The sequence below is a fragment of the Algoriphagus aquaeductus genome, assembly GCF_003253485.1.
Lineage (GTDB): Bacteria > Bacteroidota > Bacteroidia > Cytophagales > Cyclobacteriaceae > Algoriphagus > Algoriphagus aquaeductus.
In genome coordinates, this window is record NZ_QKTX01000003.1 from 139293 (window position 1) to 159703 (window position 20411).

18 protein-coding genes are annotated in these 20411 nt (G+C 44.9%); 7 read left to right on the top strand and 11 right to left on the bottom strand.

The features are described 5' to 3' along the window. Positions 1–78: 78 nt before the first annotated feature. The 7 genes from CLV31_RS05015 to CLV31_RS05045 form a co-directional block, all read right to left on the bottom strand. The gene (locus CLV31_RS05015; RefSeq protein WP_111391795.1) at positions 79–297 is read right to left on the bottom strand and encodes a hypothetical protein; all 219 of its coding nucleotides are present in this window, start codon (positions 295–297) and stop codon (positions 79–81) included. Positions 298–951: 654 nt separating this feature from the next. Continuing rightward, positions 952–2478, bottom strand: a complete 1527-nt coding sequence (gene purH / locus CLV31_RS05020) for a bifunctional phosphoribosylaminoimidazolecarboxamide formyltransferase/IMP cyclohydrolase (RefSeq protein WP_111391796.1) — start codon at positions 2476–2478, stop codon at positions 952–954. Between the two features lie 141 nt (positions 2479–2619). Then, on the bottom strand, positions 2620–2973 hold the full coding sequence (locus CLV31_RS05025) for a bleomycin resistance protein (protein ID WP_111391797.1): 354 nt from the start codon (positions 2971–2973) through the stop codon (positions 2620–2622). Between the two features lie 123 nt (positions 2974–3096). Beyond that, the gene (purN, locus tag CLV31_RS05030) at positions 3097–3660 is read right to left on the bottom strand and encodes a phosphoribosylglycinamide formyltransferase (protein WP_111391798.1); all 564 of its coding nucleotides are present in this window, start codon (positions 3658–3660) and stop codon (positions 3097–3099) included. 250 nt (positions 3661–3910) lie between these two features. Beyond that, entirely contained in the window at positions 3911–4342 is a 432-nt protein-coding gene (locus CLV31_RS05035) for a VOC family protein (RefSeq protein ID WP_111391799.1), read from the bottom strand. A gap of 5 nt (positions 4343–4347) precedes the next feature. Continuing rightward, on the bottom strand, positions 4348–4998 hold the full coding sequence (locus CLV31_RS05040; RefSeq protein WP_111391800.1) for a DUF2306 domain-containing protein: 651 nt from the start codon (positions 4996–4998) through the stop codon (positions 4348–4350). Continuing rightward, positions 4995–5597 carry a hypothetical protein gene (locus tag CLV31_RS05045; RefSeq protein WP_146250864.1) on the bottom strand — a complete coding sequence of 201 codons (603 nt, stop codon included), beginning with the start codon at positions 5595–5597 and terminating at the stop codon, positions 4995–4997. Before CLV31_RS05045 ends, CLV31_RS05040 begins: the two co-directional genes overlap by 4 nt. Before the next feature lie 182 nt (positions 5598–5779). Between CLV31_RS05045 and CLV31_RS05050 the strand changes: the two genes are divergently transcribed. From CLV31_RS05050 to CLV31_RS05080, 7 genes are all read left to right on the top strand, one after another. Next, on the top strand, positions 5780–12133 hold the full coding sequence (locus tag CLV31_RS05050; RefSeq protein ID WP_111391802.1) for a PAS domain-containing protein: 6354 nt from the start codon (positions 5780–5782) through the stop codon (positions 12131–12133). 5 nt (positions 12134–12138) lie between these two features. Continuing rightward, positions 12139–12549 carry a response regulator gene (locus tag CLV31_RS05055; protein WP_111391803.1) on the top strand — a complete coding sequence of 137 codons (411 nt, stop codon included), beginning with the start codon at positions 12139–12141 and terminating at the stop codon, positions 12547–12549. A 62-nt stretch (positions 12550–12611) separates the two neighbouring features. After that, positions 12612–13151, top strand: a complete 540-nt coding sequence (locus tag CLV31_RS05060) for a hypothetical protein (RefSeq protein WP_111391804.1) — start codon at positions 12612–12614, stop codon at positions 13149–13151. Positions 13152–13269: 118 nt separating this feature from the next. Then, on the top strand, positions 13270–14370 hold the full coding sequence (locus CLV31_RS05065) for an endo-1,4-beta-xylanase (RefSeq protein ID WP_111391805.1): 1101 nt from the start codon (positions 13270–13272) through the stop codon (positions 14368–14370). 283 nt (positions 14371–14653) lie between these two features. After that, the gene (locus CLV31_RS05070) at positions 14654–15232 is read left to right on the top strand and encodes a YceI family protein (protein ID WP_245943326.1); all 579 of its coding nucleotides are present in this window, start codon (positions 14654–14656) and stop codon (positions 15230–15232) included. A gap of 12 nt (positions 15233–15244) precedes the next feature. Continuing rightward, on the top strand, positions 15245–16534 hold the full coding sequence (locus tag CLV31_RS05075; RefSeq protein WP_111391806.1) for a hypothetical protein: 1290 nt from the start codon (positions 15245–15247) through the stop codon (positions 16532–16534). An 11-nt stretch (positions 16535–16545) separates the two neighbouring features. Further along, the gene (locus CLV31_RS05080) at positions 16546–17070 is read left to right on the top strand and encodes a hypothetical protein (RefSeq protein ID WP_111391807.1); all 525 of its coding nucleotides are present in this window, start codon (positions 16546–16548) and stop codon (positions 17068–17070) included. 67 nt (positions 17071–17137) lie between these two features. Here CLV31_RS05080 and CLV31_RS05085 read toward each other — a convergent pair whose 3' ends face one another. The 4 genes from CLV31_RS05085 to CLV31_RS05105 all read right to left on the bottom strand — a co-directional run bounded on the left by CLV31_RS05085 (position 17138) and on the right by CLV31_RS05105 (position 20113). Beyond that, positions 17138–17698 carry a YdeI/OmpD-associated family protein gene (locus tag CLV31_RS05085; protein ID WP_111391808.1) on the bottom strand — a complete coding sequence of 187 codons (561 nt, stop codon included), beginning with the start codon at positions 17696–17698 and terminating at the stop codon, positions 17138–17140. A gap of 9 nt (positions 17699–17707) precedes the next feature. Then, positions 17708–18781 carry an alkaline phosphatase gene (locus CLV31_RS05090; RefSeq protein WP_111391809.1) on the bottom strand — a complete coding sequence of 358 codons (1074 nt, stop codon included), beginning with the start codon at positions 18779–18781 and terminating at the stop codon, positions 17708–17710. Positions 18782–19247: 466 nt separating this feature from the next. After that, on the bottom strand, positions 19248–19724 hold the full coding sequence (locus tag CLV31_RS05100) for a heme-binding domain-containing protein (RefSeq protein WP_111391811.1): 477 nt from the start codon (positions 19722–19724) through the stop codon (positions 19248–19250). Then, entirely contained in the window at positions 19721–20113 is a 393-nt protein-coding gene (locus CLV31_RS05105) for a heme-binding domain-containing protein (RefSeq protein ID WP_111391812.1), read from the bottom strand. Before CLV31_RS05105 ends, CLV31_RS05100 begins: the two co-directional genes overlap by 4 nt. Positions 20114–20411 lie beyond the last annotated feature (298 nt).

Below are 20411 nucleotides of genomic sequence, written 5' to 3' on the forward strand. Positions count from 1 at the left end.
AGTAGATCATCCTTTAGAGAAGGATACTTTTTAAAAAGCCTTTTAAAGAACTTTTTAAAATCAGGTGTTAGAATGACTTCATAATTCATTCAAAAAGTCTTTTGCCAGCTCTTTTTTTTGTTTCCCCTCCTGTATTTGTTTTATCTGACCTAGGCTAGATTTTACTTCTGATATGAATTCCAGGAATTCTTCTTTTTCCACCAACTCAAATTCAATCCCTTCTTTCTTCAAAAAATCAGCGATAGACTGAATTTGCTGTTTGTTTTTAGGATATGCTTTGATTCTCAGGGTTTTCATTTTCTCGAGGGATTTAGAATCAAGTTAATGGATGAATATTGAAAGTTAAAATAAAGAATTGGGCAGAGAAAAGACTTTGGTAGAAAACCTTGAAAAAGCTAGGCAATAAATCCCGGTTTAGATTTTAATTACATTGAGAGTTTTGCTATATGAATGGAAAAATGCGATGAAAGGGCAACTCGTAGTAGCTCCAAATTCAATTTGGGGCTTTGAACATTTGATTTTTGATTGCCCTGAATGGGCGATCCGTAAAAATGAACTGATCGTGCCTTTGGCACTCTTAAAACTCTTTTGAAAACCTACACACCCAGAATTGAATTCTGGGCTGAGACAGGAAATGCCTTTGGCATTTAATCCTTTGGAGAGAGGGTATGGCCAACCATAAAAACAAAAAACCTCCGATCCTATTCGAACTGGAGGTCAATCGTAAGCTTCTCCAAAAATCAAAGAGGCTATGACTGACTTTTCTAAACTTCAGTTTTTTTAAAACATTAAGAAATTAAGACTGGATGTGCTTCGTCTCCTTCCTATTCTTAATTCTCTAAATTCCTCAATGGTTAGATAAACAAAAAACCTCCGATCCTATTCGAACTGGAGGTTTTTGAGATTTTATGCAAGACCTTCGAGGTTTTTGAAACCTCAAAGGTCAGACTATCAATGTTTGAAATGTCTCACTCCGGTCATCACCATGCTCATGCCATGGGCGTCGCAGAAATCAATGCTGTCTTGATCTTTGATGGATCCGCCGGGCTGAACTACCGCGGTGATTCCGGCTTCATGCGCAATCTCCACACAGTCAGGGAATGGGAAGAAGGCATCGGAAGCCATCACCGCACCTTTCAAGTCAAAGCCAAATTCTCCGGCTTTGATGATGGCCTGACGGAGGGCATCCACTCGGGAAGTTTGTCCTACACCTGAAGCAAACAGTTGGGAATCGTTGCTCAAGACGATGGTATTGGACTTGGTGTGCTTGCAGACTTTCGCTGCGAAGACCAAAGCATCCAACTCCTTCTCAGTCGGAGCGACTTTGGTTACTACTTTGAAATCTGCCTTGCTTTCGGTCGCCAGATCTTTGTCCTGCTCGATCACGCCATTGAGCAGGGTTTTGATCATCTTGGTGCCGGGCAAATCCATTTTTTGACGAAGGAGAATTCGGTTTTTCTTTCCTTTCAATACAGTCAAGGCCTCTTCGGTGAATTCCGGAGCAATCAAGACTTCGAAGAACAGGGAATTCATTTCCTCAGCTGCTTCTTTGTCCACGGTTTTATTGGTCACCAAAACACCGCCAAATGCCGAAGTCGTATCAGCGGCAAAAGCCTTCTTGTAAGCTTCTTTCACGGTGTCTGCCGTCGCACAGCCGCAGGCATTGGTGTGCTTCAAGATGGCGAATGCCGTTTGATCAGGGAATTCTGCTATTAGATTCACCGCAGCATCCACATCCACCAGGTTGTTGTAAGAGAGTTCTTTGCCGTTCAGTTGGTCAAAAAGATCTTCCAAGTTTCCGTAGAAATGAGCCGCCTGATGCGGGTTTTCTCCATAGCGAAGTGCCTTGGCTTTGCTTTCGGAGACTTTCAGTGCCGGGATGTTCTCAGCACGGTTGAAGTAATTGAAAATATGGGTATCGTAATTGGAAGATACTTGAAATGCCTGTGCCGCAAAGTATCGACGGTCTTCAATCGTGGTGCCTCCGTCTTGCGCTTCCAGTTTGGCTTCAAGTTCTCCGTACTGGTTTTTGGAAGCGATGATGATCACGTCCTTGAAGTTTTTGGCAGCGGCACGGATAAGGGAGATTCCACCGATGTCGATTTTTTCGATAATGTCGGCCTCAGATGCACCGGAAGCCACGGTTTCTTCAAACGGATACAAGTCCACAATCACCAAGTCGATTGCTGGAATATCGTATTCGGCAGCTTGGGCCACGTCGCCTTCATTTTCTCTGCGATACAAGATGCCCCCGAAGATTTTTGGGTGGAGGGTCTTCACTCTACCTCCGAAGATGGAAGGGTAGGAGGTCAATTCTTCAACAGGAATTACTTCTGCGCCTTGCTCTTCGATGAACTTCTGGGTGCCTCCAGTGGAGTAGATTTTCACTCCGTGTTTTTTCAGGAGGGCGATGATCGGTTCGAGGTTGTCTTTGTAATAGACTGAGATGAGGGCAGATTGTATTTTTTTGGTGGCCATTGGGGAATGGATTGGTTTGAACGCTTTGGAAAGCGCAAAGGTAGGAAAAATGAGCAAGCTGGAAACCTTTGGGGTTTTGGAAACCTCAAAGGTTTTGAAAAGTTGGTTGAATTTAATTTGAAGGGCAGATTCAGATCAAACTCATATCCCCTCTCCAAAAGTCAAGAGGTTGTGGTCCGGATCGAGGAGTGAAAATTCCTTCTGACCCCAGGGTTTGGTTTGAAGTGGGCCATTGGGATGGATAGCCACTCCTTTGTCCAAAAAGTCTTGGTAAACCAGCTCGATCTGACTCACCCGGATATATACCTGTCCGTAATTTTCCATGGGATTGAGCTCGGCAAACTCAAAGAAGTGAAGTTCAATGCCTTCTTTTCGAATTATTAAATAGCCGGGAAAGTCTGATTTGCCAAATTCCGAGAAACCCAGCTTATGGTAAAATTCCTTAGTGGCTGATTTGTCCCGCATGGGGAGCTTGGGGGCGATGGAGGTGAGCATGTTGATCGGAATTAAGGGGATTTTGGGTGTTCAAAAATTTTACTTTCTGGAAAGTAATGAGCGTCAGGGAAGTTTATATAGCTACCAACATCTAACCTCCAATCCTCCCTACATCCAAACTTCCTAACTCCCCAACAAACTTCCAATCACCTCTGGAAAATACCGATGCTCCAAGGCGTGTACTTTTTGAGCAATAGAGTCAGGCGTGTCTTCTGGGGTCACAGAAGTAGCCGCCTGAAAGATGATTTTTCCCTCATCGTAATGCTCATTGACCAAGTGAATGGTAATGCCGGTTTCCGTGTCTCCTGCAGCCTTCACCGCTTCATGCACATGATGCCCATACATTCCTTTTCCTCCATATTTCGGCAAAAGTGCCGGGTGAATATTGACCATTCGGTTGGGAAAAGCACGGATTAACTCTTCCGGTATTTTGAGTAGAAAACCTGCCAAAATCACCCAATCGATCTTTTCTTCCTGGAGCTTGGCCAAAAGGACTCCAGCATCCATTTCCTTGCGTGTGAAAGTGAAAGTTGGGACCCCGAATTTTTTGGCACGCTCCAGGACGAAGGCATCAGCTTTATTAGAAGCAATTAGCGCAATCTCTGCTTTGGCGGAACCCTGAAAATGGGCCATGATTTTTTCGGCATTGGAGCCGCTACCGGAGGCGAGGATGGCGAGTTTGATCATTTTTTAAGAGGCAAGAAGCTAGATGCAAGAGTCTAAACAAGTATCAAGACACAAGTATCAAGATTTTAGTGTCAAGGATCAAGAAGTAAGGATCAGGAGTTTTGAACCAAGATACTTGAGGCAAGAAGCCATAAACCAGATTTTAATGTCAAGACTTTGATAGGATATTACCAATTTCCCTTGGCTAAAGTCTTGTTTCTAAGGTCTTAAGTCTTGCTTCTTGGGTCTAGCGTCTTATGTCTCCAATCACCTACTCTTCCCCCTCCTTCAGATCATAGTTTACCATCCAGCCAATGCCGAATTGGTCTTCAAAACTACCAAAATAGGCTCCCCAGAAGGTTTTTTGGTACTCCATCTCGATTTTCCCTCCGGCTGACAGTCCCTTGAACAGTCGATCCCCTTCGGATTTAGAGTCTGCATTGATGGAGATGTAGTTGTGATTGCCTTTTTTCCAAACCTGTCCCATGCTGGGGCTGGTATCAGAGGCCATGATTTTGACTTCATTGCTGATTTTCAGGGAAATATGCATTACCCGTTTTTTTTCCTCTTCAGGGAGATTCATTCCCGGAGCTTCGCCAAAATAACTGATTCCGCCCTCGAATTCTCCACCGAGTACAGATTGATAAAAGGTCATGGCTTCTTCGGCTTTTCCGTCGAAGTTGAGGTAAGGATAAAGATTCATAGTGCTTATGGGGTTGGTTTATATTTTTTTGAATGAAATGAAATCAGGGGAGAAATCAATAAGGTGGGCAATAACCAAAGTGCCCACACGGGGAACCAATCCGGAAGTTCACGAAGATTGACCACCAAAAAAGCAGTAGAAGATGCGATAAAACCTCCACCCAGCCGCTGCAGGTGCTTTCTCAGGTAGGCTTTTTTGTCCAATTGTTGTCCTTTTGAATTTTTGAAATCCTGCATGACCATCAGCAGGCCAATGCTGGCAAATACAAGGTAAACAATCCCGAAATTATTTCCATTCAGAATACCTACAGTGCCTAGGTAACCTAAAGACAGTCCGGAGCAAACCATCCCAAGCTGAAGTAACCGGTCCAGTGGCTGATTGGCAATCGGATTTTTGGAGGAAATGGTTCTTGCTCCTGTGCCCACTAAATAGACCGTGAAAACGCCGACCATAAACAAGAAGGAGTTGGGGTGTAGGATGGCCATAATCAAGGAAGTGATACCGGCGAGAAGCATTCCCGGGATAAACATTTTGCCTAAAATGGCATGCGCTCTTGTGCCTTTTCTCAAGATAAAGATCAGAATCCCGCAAACAAGTCCGATTGTTCCACCTAAAATATGGAGTGCCAAAAGTATGTTGAAAAATATTTCGGTCATTTTGATAAGGAGTGGGTTGCTTTACGAAAGTAATATCTATCCACCCGAAATGCCAAAATACCTAATAACACCCCGATTCCGGATAGGACAAATCCCAAAACCAGACTCTGAAAGGAAAACCAAACCGCCACAAATTGCATGGCAAGTCCTACCAACCAAACCAAATGTCCAAGTTTGCTTTTACCTTTTGAGATGGCCGTGGTCGAATACATCATCGTCTCATTGAACAGGGGAAGGAAAAACGGACGATACTGCCAAAGCAACAAAAAATTAAGTCCAAGAAGAACACTCAGGACGTAAGGGGTGCCAGTCCACTTTTGGGAGATAGTCACCACCAAAATGTTGGCGATCATGGGTATGAGCATGATCCCCCCAAGCAACTTGAAGCGAGTGGTCAAAAGCATATATCCGATCACGATCTGAGATCCGGCGATGAATTGGGCGTAGAGTCCAAGATTGTATTCACTCAGCTGTTCGACCAGGGTGGGTGGTCCTATCCATCCGATAAACAAATGACCCGAAAAAAGTTTGACCATTCCCGCACTCCAAAATGTGAAGCCCAAAAATGCCGATAGTGTCTGATGAAAATTGTTGTTCATTTGGTTTACAAAAAGAAACAATTTTGGGATTAATTTGTCTTTTTTCCTTCAAAAAAGCAGGTTTAAAAACAAATCTCTGGTTTTTAACCCGCAAATGATTTAGTTTAATTTCCCTTTAGCAGGTTTATCACAATCCCGGGTATGAAGTCATCATATCTTTAGTTTTTTAACCAATTTATAACATGAGTATTTCTCATCAAGCTGATAAAAGGCCGGAAAGGACTCCGGGTTTTCCGGTGGAGCTTTTGCCCCAACGTGAATTTGATCAGCTGACCGAATTGGCGGCATTGATATGTCAAACACCCATCGCAATTATTACCCTTTTTGACGGCAAACGACTTTTTTTCAAGTCCAGTTTAGGATTGTCTTCAAGTGAGGTTTCGGCTACTGATAGTTTGTGTGCCAAAATTATTTCCAATCCGAATCAAAGGACTTTAGTCCCCGACCTTAGGGAGGATGAGCAGTTCAAATCACTGAGAGTGGTCACCGGGCAACCTTCGATTGTTTTTTACCTTGGTGTTCCTCTTACCGGAGAGGACGGTATTCTTTTGGGGACTCTTTGTGTGATGGATTATCAGCCTCGAACTTTGGAAAAAGCCCAATTGGAGGCAATAGATAAGCTGGCGATGCAGGTAGTCAGTTTGATAGAGCATACTCGAGACAAACTTCTGCTTCAATCGGCCAAGCAGGAGTTGGTGCGGGAGCACATGAGGCTTCAGAATATCATAGGAGCTACGGAGGTCGGTACTTGGGAATGGCAGGTTAAAACCGGAGACATGGTTTATTCTCCCAGTTGGGCCGAAATGCTTGGATATTCATTGGAAGAACTTGGGGCAATTTCCCGAAAGACCCGAAATTTTTTAATTCATCCAGATGATCTTGTTTCTTCTGAAAAAAAACTCAAAGAATACCTCACCGGGAATTCCAAAATCTACCAATGCGAAGTGCGGATGAAGCATAAGCAAGGGCAGTGGGTATGGGTGTTGGATCGCGGGCAAGTGATGTCCTGGGATGAGGAAGGCTTGCCTGAAGTGATGTTTGGTACCCATACGGACATTACTTTACAGGTTGCCGCAAAGGAACAATTGGCAGTTCGTGAAAAGAAATTCCGAACGCTGATTGAAAATTCGGATGATGCATTTGCGATTTTGGATCTGAATGGGAAACCCACCTACGTTTCCGCCTCTATTGGCAGAGTGCTGGGATATACCGAGCAGGAAGCTATGGAGCTTAATCTATTTGAGGTGATTCATCCTGAAGATAAGGAAAAAGTGGCCGAGCATTTTAAATCCGCACTCCAAAAACCTGGGATACCTGTCGCAGGGCATACCGGAAGGGTTCGGCATAAAGATGGCAGTTGGCGATGGCTTTCAGCAACTATTACCAGCATGCTGCATGATCCCGTGATCAATGGAATCATCGACAATTTCAAAGATGTTACCGAGGAAGTTCTCGCTGAGCAAAAACTCGTTCAGAGTGAGCGTAGGTTTAAGAAGTTGGTACTGGAAGGTGCCGATTTGGTGACGATCACGGATCTCCATGGAAATTATCATTATCTAAGTCCAAACTATAAAAATTACCTCGGGCCAGACTTCGAGTCATGTCTGGGAAGAAATGCGTTTGAATTTATTCATCCTGATGATGTGCCTAAGCTCTTAGACGAGTTTGGATTGCTTCTTCAGCAAAAACAGGTCATTTCCAGTCCTTTCAGGTATGCTCATCATCAGGAAGGTTGGAAATGGGTACGTTCGGTTGCTACCAATCTGCTTGATGACCCCGATATCAATGGAATAGTAGTCAATTCGGTAGATATCAGTGAAACACTCACCATCCAGAATCAGCTAAAAATTGCAAATGAGCGATTTGAATTAGTCCTGAGAGCAGGATCGGAAAGTATCTATGATTTCAATCCCAATACCAACGAAATATGGTTGAGTGATTCATTCCAGGAGGATTTGGGTATTGATATCAAAACTGAAAAGGAAAATTTTCAAACCATCTACGACAGCCTTCATCCGGAGGATAGAGATAGAGCTGTGGAGGAATTCCTGATTGCTTTGGCCGATCCTTCCAAGACCATTTGGGAGCGGGAATACCGCTTACGAAAAGGAGATGGAGAGTACGTGTATATTTTTGACCGATCCATTAGACTCACTGACTTGGAGGGGAGAACTGTGCGGGTCGTCGGAGCAATGAGGGATATTACCAAAGAGCATATTGCTCTGAAATTGGACGAATACGAAAAGGAGCTCATTGAAAACAGTCTCAATGAAGATGCCAAGGAGAAAGAAATATTCGCACACTACCTCCGAAGGCTTGAGTCGCTTTTTCCCAAAATGAAAGGCTCCATTGTCAAAATCATCGATGGCAAACTTTCCAATTTTGCCTCTCCCTCTTTGGATCCGGGGTTGATTTTCGCTATTCAGGGGCTACCGATTGGCATAGGTCAAGGTTCCTGTGGCACCGCTGCCTATCTCAATCGGAAAGTCCTGGTTCAAAATGTCTTTACCGATCCCTATTGGGAGAATTACAGGGAGCTTGCGAAGCAATTTAATATAGGGGCATGTTGGTCTTTTCCTATCCATAACTCAGAGGGGCAGGTGATTGCGACCATAGCCAACTATTTTCCGGAAGAAAAGAAGGCTTTTGGGATTGAATTGACTGTTTTGGAACGTGCGCATCGGTTTGTGGGGATTGTCATGGCCAAATTCAGCTATTTGGAAAAAATCCACAAAGACAATGAACGCTACGAAATCGTCAACAAATCTACCAATGAAGCCATTTTCGACTGGGATGTAAAGCAGGATAAGTTTACCTGGGGAGATAGTCTTCGTCGTGTTTTTGGGCATGATTTCAAGTCCAAGGCGTTTAAGTTGGAAAATTGGGTGGAGTTGACCCATCCTTCAGATCGTGGATTGAAAGACAAGGAGTGGGAAAAGTTTATGATTGATCCCAAACAAGACCGCTGGGAAAATCAATTTAGGCTGAGAAGGGCAAACGGAACCTACGCCTACGTGGAGGAACATGCGTATATGGTCAGGGATCATCGGGGCAACCCTCTCCGGATGGTGGGTGTACTAAGAGACCGGACAGAGCACTATACCACTCAAATCCGCAAAAAATCCGAAGAAAAAATCGCACAGCATTTCAGACAAGATCTCCCTACTGCTCAGGTCTTGCAGGCGGTACTGGACGAGCTTCGAGGAGTAGGTGGATGGGAGGCCGGAGAAATCTGGATTGTAAACAAAGAGACATCAGGGCTGGTGCTGGAAGCCACTTCCGGCAAGTGGGCGGAGGATGGGCTGTATCAGAAGGACCCGACGCCTATTGAAACCTTAAGCAGAAGGCAAGGGTTTCCGGGGAAAGTTTGGGAATCCCAGTCCTTGGTTTATTGGAATGATCTGGAAAATGAGGAGCATTTTTTCAGGAAAAAGTGGGCTTCCCGGTTTGGGCTTAAAGTGGGGGTGGGTCTGCCCTTTTTATATGGCGATCAAATCTTGGGTGTTTGCCTGATGTTTGGCAAAGATGAGATTCGCGAAAAAAGCTCCCGATTCACCATTCTGCAAGATTTGATTCCATTTGTGGGTGCAGAACTTCGCCGTAAACAGCAGGAAGAAGAATTACAGCTTTTTTTCAATTATTCTCCGGATATCCTGGCCATCGCTTCTCCTCGGGGATATTTTACCAAGGTGAACCCTGCTTTTTGCAAGCTTTTGGGCTACACCGAAGAGGAACTTACAACAGTGCCGTTTATCGAGTTTCTTCATCCCGATGATTTGGTCCAAACCACTAATGAATTTAATGAAACCTCCACCGGGGCTCGCCTTGCAAATAACTTTGTGAATCGGTATCGAACCAAATCAGGGGCTTACCGTCACATTTCCTGGAGTTCTTCGGATGTATTTGGGCCCAGCCAACAGGTATTTGCCTACGGTCGGGATGTGACCGAATTCAAAAAAATGGAAGAATTGCTTCAAAATGCCTCTCAGGTTTCCCGGGTAGGCGGTTGGGAGATAGATTTGATCCGAAATATCACGCATTGGTCCAGAGTCACCCGGGAGATCCATGAGCTGGATGAATTTTCTGTCAATGAACTGGATCAGGCGATTAATTTTTATCGGGAGGATTTCCGTGCGATGGTCGCAGAAAAAGTTGGTGCAGCGATAGAATGGGGAGAACCTTTTGATTTTGAGGCAGTCATAGTGACCGCCAAAGGTAATGAGCGATGGGTAAGAGCAATTGGGCATGCAGAGCGTGTTCAAGGAAAAACTCATCGGATTTTTGGATCCATACAGGATATTCATGCCAATAAGGTTATCGAAGAACGTCTGAGAGGGATTTCTGACAATGTGCCCGGGGCTATTTTTCAATACGTCCTAAAGCCTGATGGTACAGATGCCTTGATCTATGTCAGCAAGGGATCCCAGTTGATTTGGGGCTTGACTCCGGAGGAATGCATGGAAGACAGCTCAAAAATCTGGTCACAGGTCGCAGGAGGGGGGGATATGTCTGCCCTTCAGCAGAGTATTTTGGATTCAGCAGCTTCGCTCGAGAAATGGAATTTTGAGTGGAGAATCCTTGCCAAAGACGGTCAGATCCGATGGCATCATGGGATGGGGACGCCGGTACGAAAATCGGACGGCACCATCATCTGGGATTCTTTGGTCATGGATGTCACGGAGCGGAAGCATCTTGAGTTTCTTCTTGAGCAATCGGCCAAAATGGCCAAAATCGGCAGTTGGGAAATCGATGCCCGAACCGAACCCTTCTATCTCAGTTGGTCTAAAACTACCGCGGATATCATTGAAAGTGAGTTGGATGGGATTGTCCTTTCTGAGGCCATTCATGTGTATTCCAAGGATTCACAGGAGATTGTCAAGCAGGGGATGTACAACCTATTGACCAAAGGTGCTCCTTTTGATTTAGAACTTCTTTTGACGACCGGAAAAGGAAAACCTAAATGGGTGCGATGTCTTGGACAAGCGCAGCTTTTCGATGGGAAAGTGGTCAGAGCATTTGGTAGTTTTCAGGATATCCACGACCGCAAATTAGCAGAATTGGAGCTCAAGCGCCTGTTCTATGAAAGAGATTCGATTCTGGAAAGTATCGGTGACGGCTTTTTTGCTTTGGATAGAAATTGGACAGTGACCTATTGGAATCATCAAGCGGAACTGCTGCTTCATGTGCCTAAGGAGGTCATCATAGGTAAGGGGCTTTGGGAAGTTTTCAATCAAGAGGAGGATACCCTTTCTTATGCGATGTATCATCAGGCAATGGAAACGGGTGAGACTATTCATTTTGAGGAATTTTATGACAAGCTCGATACTTGGTTTTCCATCTCGGCATTTCCTTCTCCGTCTGGTTTGACGGTATATTTCAAAGATATCACCTCAGCCAAACTGGCTGAACAAATGATTCGGGAGTCCAATGAGCGGTTTGAAAAAGCGGCTCAAGCGACCAATGATGCGATTTGGGATTATCAAATCGAATCCAATCAGGTCTATTGGGGCAGGGGATTCCAATCCCTTTTTGGATATGATCTGGATTCCTTGGGGCAAACTTTTGAGGTGATGACGGAATTTATTCATCCTGAGGATCGGGAAAGCGTGATCGAAAAGCTGATTAATCACCAAAAGGACTCTTCCAAGCAAAGCTGGAACGATGAATATCGATTTAGAAAAGCAGATGGAGCCTATGCCTTTGTCATCAACAGAGCCACCTTCATTCGAAATGAAAAAGGAAGGCTAATCCGGATCATTGGGGCAATTACAGATTTGACAGAGCGAAAAAGACAGGAAGAATCCCTTAAAGTCCTCAATCAAAACCTGGAGATTCAAGCGAAAGAATTGGCTATTTCCAATGCTGAATTGGAGCAGTTTGCCTACGTAGCATCCCATGATTTGCAGGAACCGCTCCGGATGGTTTCGAGTTTTCTGAGCCAATTGGAGCGGAAATACCAAAAGCAACTCGATGATAAAGCCAAACAATACATCCGTTTCGCAGTGGATGGAGCGGTTCGCATGCGGCAAATCATTCTTGATTTGCTGGAGTTTTCCAGAATTGGAAAACATGAGGAGAATCTGGAATGGATTGATATTCCAGAAGTCATTCAGGAGGTGTCACAACTTCAGCGAAGTCTGATTGAAGAATCCCAAGGAGAAGTGGTTTATTCAGGATGCGATGGGTTTTTTGGCTATAAAACCCCCACCATTCAGCTGCTTCAAAATCTTATTGGGAATGGCCTGAAATACCATCGAAAAGGTATTTCTCCCAAAGTGGAGGTTTCCTGTGTGGATCAGGGTGAATCGTACTTGTTTACCGTCAAAGACAATGGGCTGGGGATCAAGGAAGAATATTTTCAGAAGATTTTCGTCATTTTTCAGCGGCTCCATGCCAAAGAGGAGTTTCAGGGTACCGGGATTGGCTTGGCCATAGTTAAAAAGATAGTGGATAATTTGGGCGGAAAGATCTGGCTTGAGTCAAAATTTGGCGAGGGTACAGTATTTTATTTTATCTTACCGAAAAAATTAAAATAATAGCCATGCATATTTTACTGGTTGAGGATAATGAAGGGGATATTTTTCTGTTGACAGAATTGCTGGGTGAGCGAAAATCTGTTGAAAAAGTAACCGTCGCGAAAAATGGTCAAGAGGGGCTTGATTATATTTTCAATACCCTGGCATCCGAGGATCGGCCCGATCTGGTTCTGTTGGATATTAATTTGCCGCTTAAAAATGGCCTTGAAGTGTTGAGGGAACTCAAAACCGGAGAGGTTACCCGAAAAATTCCCGTGATTATGTTGACTAGTTCCAGCTCTCCGGAAGATATTCATCATTCCTATTTTAACTACGCCAATCTCTTTTTGACCAAGCCTTCGGAGATGAATTCCCTGGAAGAGGCCATCGGAGCGATTGAGACATTTTGGATGAAAATGGTCCAGCTTCCCAGTTGAATATAGGATCTTGCACTTTTTATAGCCTTCTATTTATCTTTCTGTTCAAAAGCTAATGAACTATGTCTGCAAATGAATTAGGTATTGGGAGCCGTATTGGCCATCCCAAGTTTGGATCAGGGGTGATTGTGTCTGTGGATGCCCAATATTATAAGATCTACTTCTCCTCAAGTGAGGAGGTCAAAACCCTGGCGCGGGATTTTGATGGATATACCATCGAAGAGGCCAAGGTACCCGACTTTCCCATGCTTTCGATTAAGGATGTCGAAAAAGCGATCCGTGAAGCTCTCCAAGCTACCTCAGAAAGGGCACCCTTGGTTCCCTTGGGCGGCAAGTGGATGGGCGGCCGATTGGTCATTGAGCCTTATGACAAAAATCTGCAGGGCAAGGAGATTCCGGTCGAAACATTTTTTCATAAAATTGTAATGGTCAGGGAAAAACTTCGGGTTCTGGAACAAAACATCAATAATCACCCGAAACTTGACGATGAAGATCGGGTTGGGCTTCAGCAATACATCACAAGATGCTGCGGATCTTTGACCACCTTCAACGTGCTTTTTGCCTACAAAGAAGATCAGTTTAAAGGGAGTGGGAAGGATTGATGCTGACTCCTTTCAATTTTGGATTTTGATCAGGTCAAATTTTACCAACAATTTATCCAACGGTCTAAAGATCATTTGAATAACCTGTTTCGATGAAGCAGGTTTTTTATTTTAGAGCATGATTAGAATGTTGTCTACGCTCGCCATTTTATTTCTTGTGTTTGCCGCCTCATCCTCCCAGAAAGAGGGCCTAAAAGATCGTTTTGAACCGCATTTTTACCTTGGTACAGCGGTCAACTTGGCTCAGGTGACCGGCATGGAGCAGGGGGCTGATTCCTTGTTGACCCTTCATTTCAATTCGATCACGGCCGAGAACGGGTTGAAATGGGGACCCGTGCATCCTGAACCCACTACGTATAAGTTTGAATTCGGGGATGCTTTTGTAGCCATGGGAGAGCGGATGGGAGCCTTTATTGTCGGTCATACACTGGTATGGCATCAACAGACCCCGGCTTGGGTTTTCCAGGATGAAAAAGGAGGATTTCTCAATAGGCAGGGCTTGACTGAGCGGATGGAAGAGCATATCGAGACGGTGGTCGGTCGGTACAAAGGCAAAATAGATGGTTGGGATGTGGTCAATGAAGCTTTTGAGGATGATGGCACCTGGCGGAAAACCCATTGGTATAACCTAATAGGTCCCGACTTTATCAAAATAGCCTTTCAAAAAGCACATGAGGTTGACCCGGATGCATCACTCTATTATAATGACTACAACGTGTGGAAACCGGAAAAGCGAAAAGCCATCTTAGATATGGCAGTGGAGTTGAAAAAGCAGGGTGTCAGGATAGATGGTATCGGCATGCAAGGGCATTATCGATTGAATTTTCCCACGCTCGCTCAAATCGAACAGGCCATATTGGATATTCACCAAGCGGGATTTGAGGTTCACGTGACCGAATTGGATGTGGATGTGTTGCCCAGGCCATCCGACTCGGACGGAGCAGACCTGAATATCAATTTTGCTGAATCTGAGCAATGGAATCCATACCGGGCGGGACTTCCTCTTCTGATCCAACACGACTTAGTAAATCGCTATGCATCCTTGTTCAGGCTTTTTCAAAAGCATTCGGACAAAATCACCCGGGTGACTTTTTGGGGACTTCATGACGGAAGAAGTTGGTTGAATAATTGGCCGGTCAGGGGTAGAACCAATTATCCATTGCTTTTTGATCGGGATAAAAACCTAAAACCCGGATTCTTGGAGAATTTGGGAGACTAGCCGGTTATTTGGCCATTTTTTGATGTTTTAATGGCTATAGAGTGGGTTGAAATGCCGGGGATCAAGTTTATTCTGTGGTTTGGAATAACTCAAAATTATTGTTGGAAATTTTATTAATTCACGATTTTTTTGATTGTATTTCTTTTCTTTTTTAGCGCGATCCATACAAAATTTTGAAAATGTCAGTTTTTGGGCTGTGATCAATCATCCCATTAACTGATTTTCGTCAGCTAAAAAGCACCAATTCGTTCGGAGTTTAGCATCATCAAACCAAGTGAAAAAGATGATGAAAACTTCAGTCCCAAATCCCATAATTCTACTGGTTCTCCTGCTGTTTGCAGGTTCAATGACCGGTTTTTCCCAAACCAAATATGTGCTTGCCGCATCTCCTGAATTTAAGGTCGAGGGAGGGTCTACCCTACATGACTGGGCGATGGTTTCCAAATCCGGTACCGGTGAAGGACTGTTCCTGATCGAAAACGGTCAATTCAAATCGGTAAAAAGCCTGGCTGTTTCTCTACCTGCTGAGACCTTAAAGAGTGGAACCAAAGGCTTAGATACCAATGCATACAAGGCACTCAATACCGAGAAAAACAAAGAAATCAAGTTTGTGCTCAAGGAACTGACTGGCAGTGGGGCCTCCTATGTCGCCAAAGGAGACCTGACAATTGCAGGAGTGACCAAGCCAGTTAGCATTCCTGTAAAAATGACCTCGAGTGCAGGCAAATTCACCTTTGAAGGAAGCTTGGATACCAAGTTGACCCATTTCTCGGTGACACCTCCAACGGCTCTGATGGGTACTGTCAAAACTGAAGACAACATCAAGCTTTCTTTCAAATCAACATTTCAACCCAACATTTAAATCTAAAATACGATGAAAAAGTATCTATTTTCCGCCATCCTCGCCGCAGGAATTTCCGCCACCGGGTTGGCACAGGGGCTCCAACGAGACGTCCAATATTGGAGACCGTATGATCAAAGAGGCGTCAATATATTTGAAACCGGCAAGCTGGACACCGTGGCTTTCGAAGGAATCAAAGTGCGGGTAGGGGGTCACTTTACTCAGCAGCTTCAAAGCCTCAGCCATGAAAATAAAGCCACTCCGGTACTCAATGCTCAAGGAGTCAACCTCAATCAGCTCCTCGAAATCGGTACAGGGAGCAACCTGGCTACAGCCAACCTCAACATCGACGTAGAAGTGATGGATGGGGTGCGCTTGAATCTCGTCACCTATCTTTCTTCCAGACACCACCAAGAAACTTGGGTGAAAGGCGGTTACCTCCAATTTGACAAACTTCCATTCCTTGGGAATCCCGAGTGGTTCTCCAAATACCTGACTTTGAGAGTAGGTCACATGGAGATCAACTACGGTGATGCTCACTTCAGAAGAACAGACAACGGTAACGCGATGTACAACCCATTTGTGGGTAACTACATCATGGACGCCTTCACCACCGAGGTGGGCGGCGACTTGACCTTCCAAAACAACGGCTTCATTTTGATGGCAGGTGTGACCGGAGGCGAAATCCAAGGAGGTATTACCAGACCAAATGACCGTGAATTGTCTTGGATAGGTAAGGCAGGATATGACAAGCAGTTGTCCGATGACTTGAGAGTGAGAATTACCGGGTCCATATACACCACTTCAGGTTCTGCAAGAAATACCCTCTACGGGGGTGACCGGGCAGGTTCTCGATACTACATGGTGCTGGAAAATACCTTGGCCACTCCAACCGCTCAATTTACTTCCGGCAGAATCAATCCCGGTCAAACTGACAACATTACCGCAACAGTTCTGAACCCCTTCATCAAATTTAAAGGCTTGGAGTTCTTCGGTAATTTTGAAAAATCCAAAGGACGTGCAGCGAATGAAACCGTAGACAGAACTTGGAACCAACTGGGTGCTGATTTGGTCTACAGATTTGGCGCAGCTGACAAATTCTACCTTGCAGGCCGATACAACAAAGTAGAAGGTAAACTGGCAGGCAGTGGCTTGGATGTAAGTCTGGATCGTACCCAAATCGGCGGTGGCTGGTTTATCTCCAAAAACATCCTGGCCAAACTGGAATATGTAACCCAAAACTACAATGGATTTGCAGCTAACGATATCCGAAACGGCGGTAAATTCAACGGATTGATGATCGAAGGTGTCATAGGATTCTAATACTTCATACCATGCGTATCCTCCTCCTCATTGGCCTGATTCTTTTCTCTGCTGGATCCCAGGAGAGAAAAGAACTGGTCATCACCCAACAAAAAATCCAGGTAAGCGGATATACCTCCGTAGGCAAATTCAACTGTGATTTTTCGAAGGTGGGGTTGGCGGATACGCTTCGTTTCAATTCCGGTGAGGTGAAAAAAGGGCTTGAGTTTAAGATTCCGGTGAAGCACTTTTCCTGCGGTAATTTCTTACTCAACAATGATTTTCGATCCACTCTGAAAGCCGAAGATTTTCCTTTTGCCCATGTGCGTGTCGCAAATTTCAGAGAGAAATCAGGGAAAATTTTCTACCACTTGAGTTTGGACCTCGTCGGCAAAAAACTCGAATTTCCGGATTTGATGCTTGAAAGAAGCCCCAAAGGATTGAGCGGAAAGTTGATTCTCAATTTTGAACTGCTCAATCTCAGTCCACCGAGCAAGTTTGGGGGGCTGGTCAAGGTGGAAGATCAACTTGACTTGGAGATTCTCCTGGGATCTTAATGACAGAAAGCCTCCTGAAACTCGGGAGGCTTTCTCTTTATTATAAGGATAGTGGCGAATGGGAGGTTTATCTATACTTATCATTCAACCCTTTTCCTTCCAGAATCATCGGCGTGATTTTTTCGATTCGGCTGAGTTGAGTGGCCTCCCGCTTGGCAGTAAGCAGGTATTCAAGATATTCTTTTCGTTTGAAGGGAGTTAATTCCTCAAAGGCAGTCTTCAGAAGGCTGTCTTCATTCAGCTTGCTCTGGAAAAGGGCTGGGATTTCCAAATCAGGAGACTTCTCTGGCTTCCAGACCTTTCCTTCCTCTTCATTTCGAATCGCCTCAAGGATATATTCCAAAACCTTGGATTCGTCTATTTCATCAGCGGAATGAAATCTCCATTGTCTCATCGCCTTGGTCTTTCCTTCCTGTGCATTTTGAAGGACTTGGTAGGGATCAGACAGGAATACTCCATTGTAAAACCAAAGGACAAAGTGATTTTTGAAACCCATGCAGCTCACCACGTTTTTTCCTTTATGGGTATAGACTCTTTCTCCCCATTTGATGGTTTCCTCCAAACCGGTTTTTCGGATGATTTCTCTAAGGCGCGCTACTTCTGCGGGCCAGTTTTCTGAGCGATCCATAGTGTTGAGTTATTTTTTGAAGCCAAATGCCTCCACCATTTTATGGAAAATCTCCGTGTTTTCGTAAAATCCTGCGAATTTTTCCGAACCCGGACCATAAGCAAACACCGGAATCATCACCCCGGTATGGCTTCCTGTGGTGAATTTTCCTTCTACCATTCCCGTCTTGGTATCACCTTTATTTACCGAAAATCCGCCGGTTTCGTGGTCAGCCGTGATGATCACCAGGGTGTTTCCGTCCTTTTCAGCAAAGTCCAGTACTCTGCCGATGGCCTTGTCAAAATCGATCATTTCCTCGACGATGTATTGGGTGTTGTTGCCATGACCTCCCCAATCGATCTGAGAGCCTTCGATCATCAGAAACATTCCTTTTTTATTGGTTTGGAGCAGTTGAAGGCCTACTTCGGTAGACTTGACAAGTTCGTCACCTCGCCCTTCCGACACCCGTGCTTGTTGCTCTTCGGCCAGGAAAGCCGCAAGTTTTCCGTTTTTGACCTGCTGCACCTCTTCGATGGAGTTGGCAATTTGATAATTTCTGGATCGGAGTGAATCGATGAGATTGAGCCCGTCTTTGCGGTTGGCGAAAAACTTTCTGCCTCCTCCGATAAACACATCAATATCAGTAGCCAAGAAATCTTTGGCAATGTCTTCGTCCAGAGACCGGGAAGGCTGATGGGAAATAAAGCTTGCCGGAGTAGCATGTGTGATCGAGCAGGTAGCGATCAGTCCGGTAGACAGTCCGTTTTCCTCCGCGATTTCCAAAATGGTCGGGACTGGATTTCCTGCGGCATCGACGCCGATGGCTCCATTGTAGGTTTTTACCCCACAGGAAAAAGCGGTAGCGCCGGCAGCTGAGTCTACGACAAAGGAATTGCTCGCCTGATTTTTATGAAAGCCGACCACGGGCATTCGTTCCAGGTTGAGTTGGCCAAAATTTCCGGTCATGCCGGCATAAATCTGGGAAACACCCATGCCGTCTCCGACCATGAGAATGATGTTTTTTGGGTTTTTGGCTTTTTTCTGAGCCCAAGCTGGACTGACAGCAAGAGATAGGGCCAAGATGAAAATGATTTTTTTCTTCATGTCAATTACTGGGGTTTTGAGGGGCAAATTAGCGGTAGCGAAAGGAAACTGATCTACCGTCGGACAAGCTTAATCAATCCTTGATCTTGGATTAATCTCCTGCTATTTTACTTGAATTCGATGAAAACGGGCCACCGTTTATAAAAAGTGTCAAAGTTGAGAAGATGGTGTCATGAGGAAAATGGCTAGATGATTGAAACAAGAGATTAGAACCAAGGTAAAAGAGTGGGTCCAAATGAATAGGTTAGCCGAACTCCCCTTTAATTTCTCTCTATGCCCAAGGGTAGAGAAGTTTGTCAAAGGGGCAGGGGAGTTTTTTCGAAAAGCCGAGTAGTCCGAGACAGGAAAAAAGATGATGGAAACAAGATTTTTACAACAGGGAAAAGTTTGTGAAAATCCTTGGTGCTGAAAAAAAAAGTCAACCCGCCGGGTTGACTTTTGCATGGGGTTTTTCCGAAAGGGTGATTTATTCTTCCCCATCCTCCTCTTCGGCCACGATGTCCATCATGGTTTCTGCCCATTCCACGAGTTGTTGACGTTGAGCATCACTCAGTCTGGCTTCCGTGTGGATAAGAGTATAGATTTTCATCGGCATTTCGCCCTCTTTGACTTCGATGACAAGGTCATCCAGTTTTTTGAGCTTTTCCATCATGTCATATTCCTGCCAGGTAGAAAAGTTAAGCTCCTCCCGGCCTTCTCGGGTGTCTTTGCCCACCAACCAGGACACGGGAGCCACCTGGGAATACCAAGGGTACTTCGTTTCATTGCTGTGGCAGTCGTAGCAGGCGGTTTTGAGCAAATTGGCCACTTCGCCATCCACGACTCCCGATCCGATCAGGTCAGCCGGATTGTTGCTTTCTACTGCCGGAAGTTCGTGCGGTACAAGTTGGATGGCTAAACCGACCACAACAATTCCTCCAACCAAGTATTGCCAGGTTTTCATTCTTTTTTCTTTTTACCGGTGCTCCATTGCATCAGCGTAGCCACTTCCTCTGTGGTCAGTTTTTTGTCAGGATTGGACTCCAGAAATCGTGCAGGAGGCATGGAGCCTTCTTCCAGTGCTTCGGTGATTTTGCCCATGGTGGCAAGGGATTTGGCTTTTTTGGCGGCCTCCAATGCGTCCCAATCCAGTTTGGCTTTGCCTTTTTCATTTTTGGAATCGGCATTGTGGCAGCCGTAGCATTTTTGCTGAACGATGGCTTTGACATCGGTCGGTAGTGCCGGGGCCTCAGGGTGCAGGGCCAGTAATGTGTCGGCTTCAGGCTTTGGGTTGGCCTGAAGAAAAAGCAGTCCGAGCAAGGCGGCTGCCGGTAGGATGCTGAGTTTTTTCATCGATTTGCTGGGTTTTAGGATGAAGTGTTTTGAATTTAAGTATTTTATAAAATAATAGTGTGAGCAAAGACAGGTAATTATACTCTTATTTTGGATAGTTGGTTTTTGACGGAATAAATACTGGTAGAGAAATAGACGACAGGCTGTTTTTATGAGATCAACGTTCTGTTTTTATCGACAAAGAGTTTGTTGGAGAGGATGAAATAATCGACTCTTTAATTGCTGTCCTGCCAGTTGACAAGTTTTCCTTTGATGTAGAGGTTGGATACTTCGACAGCGCTCAGCACAGGCGACCGAT

What these genes read in the sequence shown, in the direction of transcription:
- CLV31_RS05060 (WP_111391804.1), top strand. Translation starts at nt 12,612, where the DNA reads ATGTCTGCAAATGAATTAGGTATTGGGAGCCGTATTGGCCATCCCAAG.
- CLV31_RS05085 (WP_111391808.1), bottom strand. Translation starts at nt 17,698, where the DNA reads ATGGATCGCTCAGAAAACTGGCCCGCAGAAGTAGCGCGCCTTAGAGAA.
- CLV31_RS05100 (WP_111391811.1), bottom strand. Translation starts at nt 19,724, where the DNA reads ATGAAAACCTGGCAATACTTGGTTGGAGGAATTGTTGTGGTCGGTTTA.
- CLV31_RS05055 (WP_111391803.1), top strand. Translation starts at nt 12,139, where the DNA reads ATGCATATTTTACTGGTTGAGGATAATGAAGGGGATATTTTTCTGTTG.
- CLV31_RS05015 (WP_111391795.1), bottom strand. Translation starts at nt 297, where the DNA reads ATGAAAACCCTGAGAATCAAAGCATATCCTAAAAACAAACAGCAAATT.
- CLV31_RS05045 (WP_146250864.1), bottom strand. Translation starts at nt 5,597, where the DNA reads ATGAACAACAATTTTCATCAGACACTATCGGCATTTTTGGGCTTCACA.
- CLV31_RS05075 (WP_111391806.1), top strand. Translation starts at nt 15,245, where the DNA reads ATGAAAAAGTATCTATTTTCCGCCATCCTCGCCGCAGGAATTTCCGCC.
- CLV31_RS05090 (WP_111391809.1), bottom strand. Translation starts at nt 18,781, where the DNA reads ATGAAGAAAAAAATCATTTTCATCTTGGCCCTATCTCTTGCTGTCAGT.
- CLV31_RS05035 (WP_111391799.1), bottom strand. Translation starts at nt 4,342, where the DNA reads ATGAATCTTTATCCTTACCTCAACTTCGACGGAAAAGCCGAAGAAGCC.
- CLV31_RS05070 (WP_245943326.1), top strand. Translation starts at nt 14,654, where the DNA reads ATGATGAAAACTTCAGTCCCAAATCCCATAATTCTACTGGTTCTCCTG.
- CLV31_RS05065 (WP_111391805.1), top strand. Translation starts at nt 13,270, where the DNA reads ATGATTAGAATGTTGTCTACGCTCGCCATTTTATTTCTTGTGTTTGCC.
- CLV31_RS05050 (WP_111391802.1), top strand. Translation starts at nt 5,780, where the DNA reads ATGAGTATTTCTCATCAAGCTGATAAAAGGCCGGAAAGGACTCCGGGT.
- CLV31_RS05105 (WP_111391812.1), bottom strand. Translation starts at nt 20,113, where the DNA reads ATGAAAAAACTCAGCATCCTACCGGCAGCCGCCTTGCTCGGACTGCTT.
- purN (WP_111391798.1), bottom strand. Translation starts at nt 3,660, where the DNA reads ATGATCAAACTCGCCATCCTCGCCTCCGGTAGCGGCTCCAATGCCGAA.
- CLV31_RS05025 (WP_111391797.1), bottom strand. Translation starts at nt 2,973, where the DNA reads ATGCTCACCTCCATCGCCCCCAAGCTCCCCATGCGGGACAAATCAGCC.
- CLV31_RS05040 (WP_111391800.1), bottom strand. Translation starts at nt 4,998, where the DNA reads ATGACCGAAATATTTTTCAACATACTTTTGGCACTCCATATTTTAGGT.
- purH (WP_111391796.1), bottom strand. Translation starts at nt 2,478, where the DNA reads ATGGCCACCAAAAAAATACAATCTGCCCTCATCTCAGTCTATTACAAA.
- CLV31_RS05080 (WP_111391807.1), top strand. Translation starts at nt 16,546, where the DNA reads ATGCGTATCCTCCTCCTCATTGGCCTGATTCTTTTCTCTGCTGGATCC.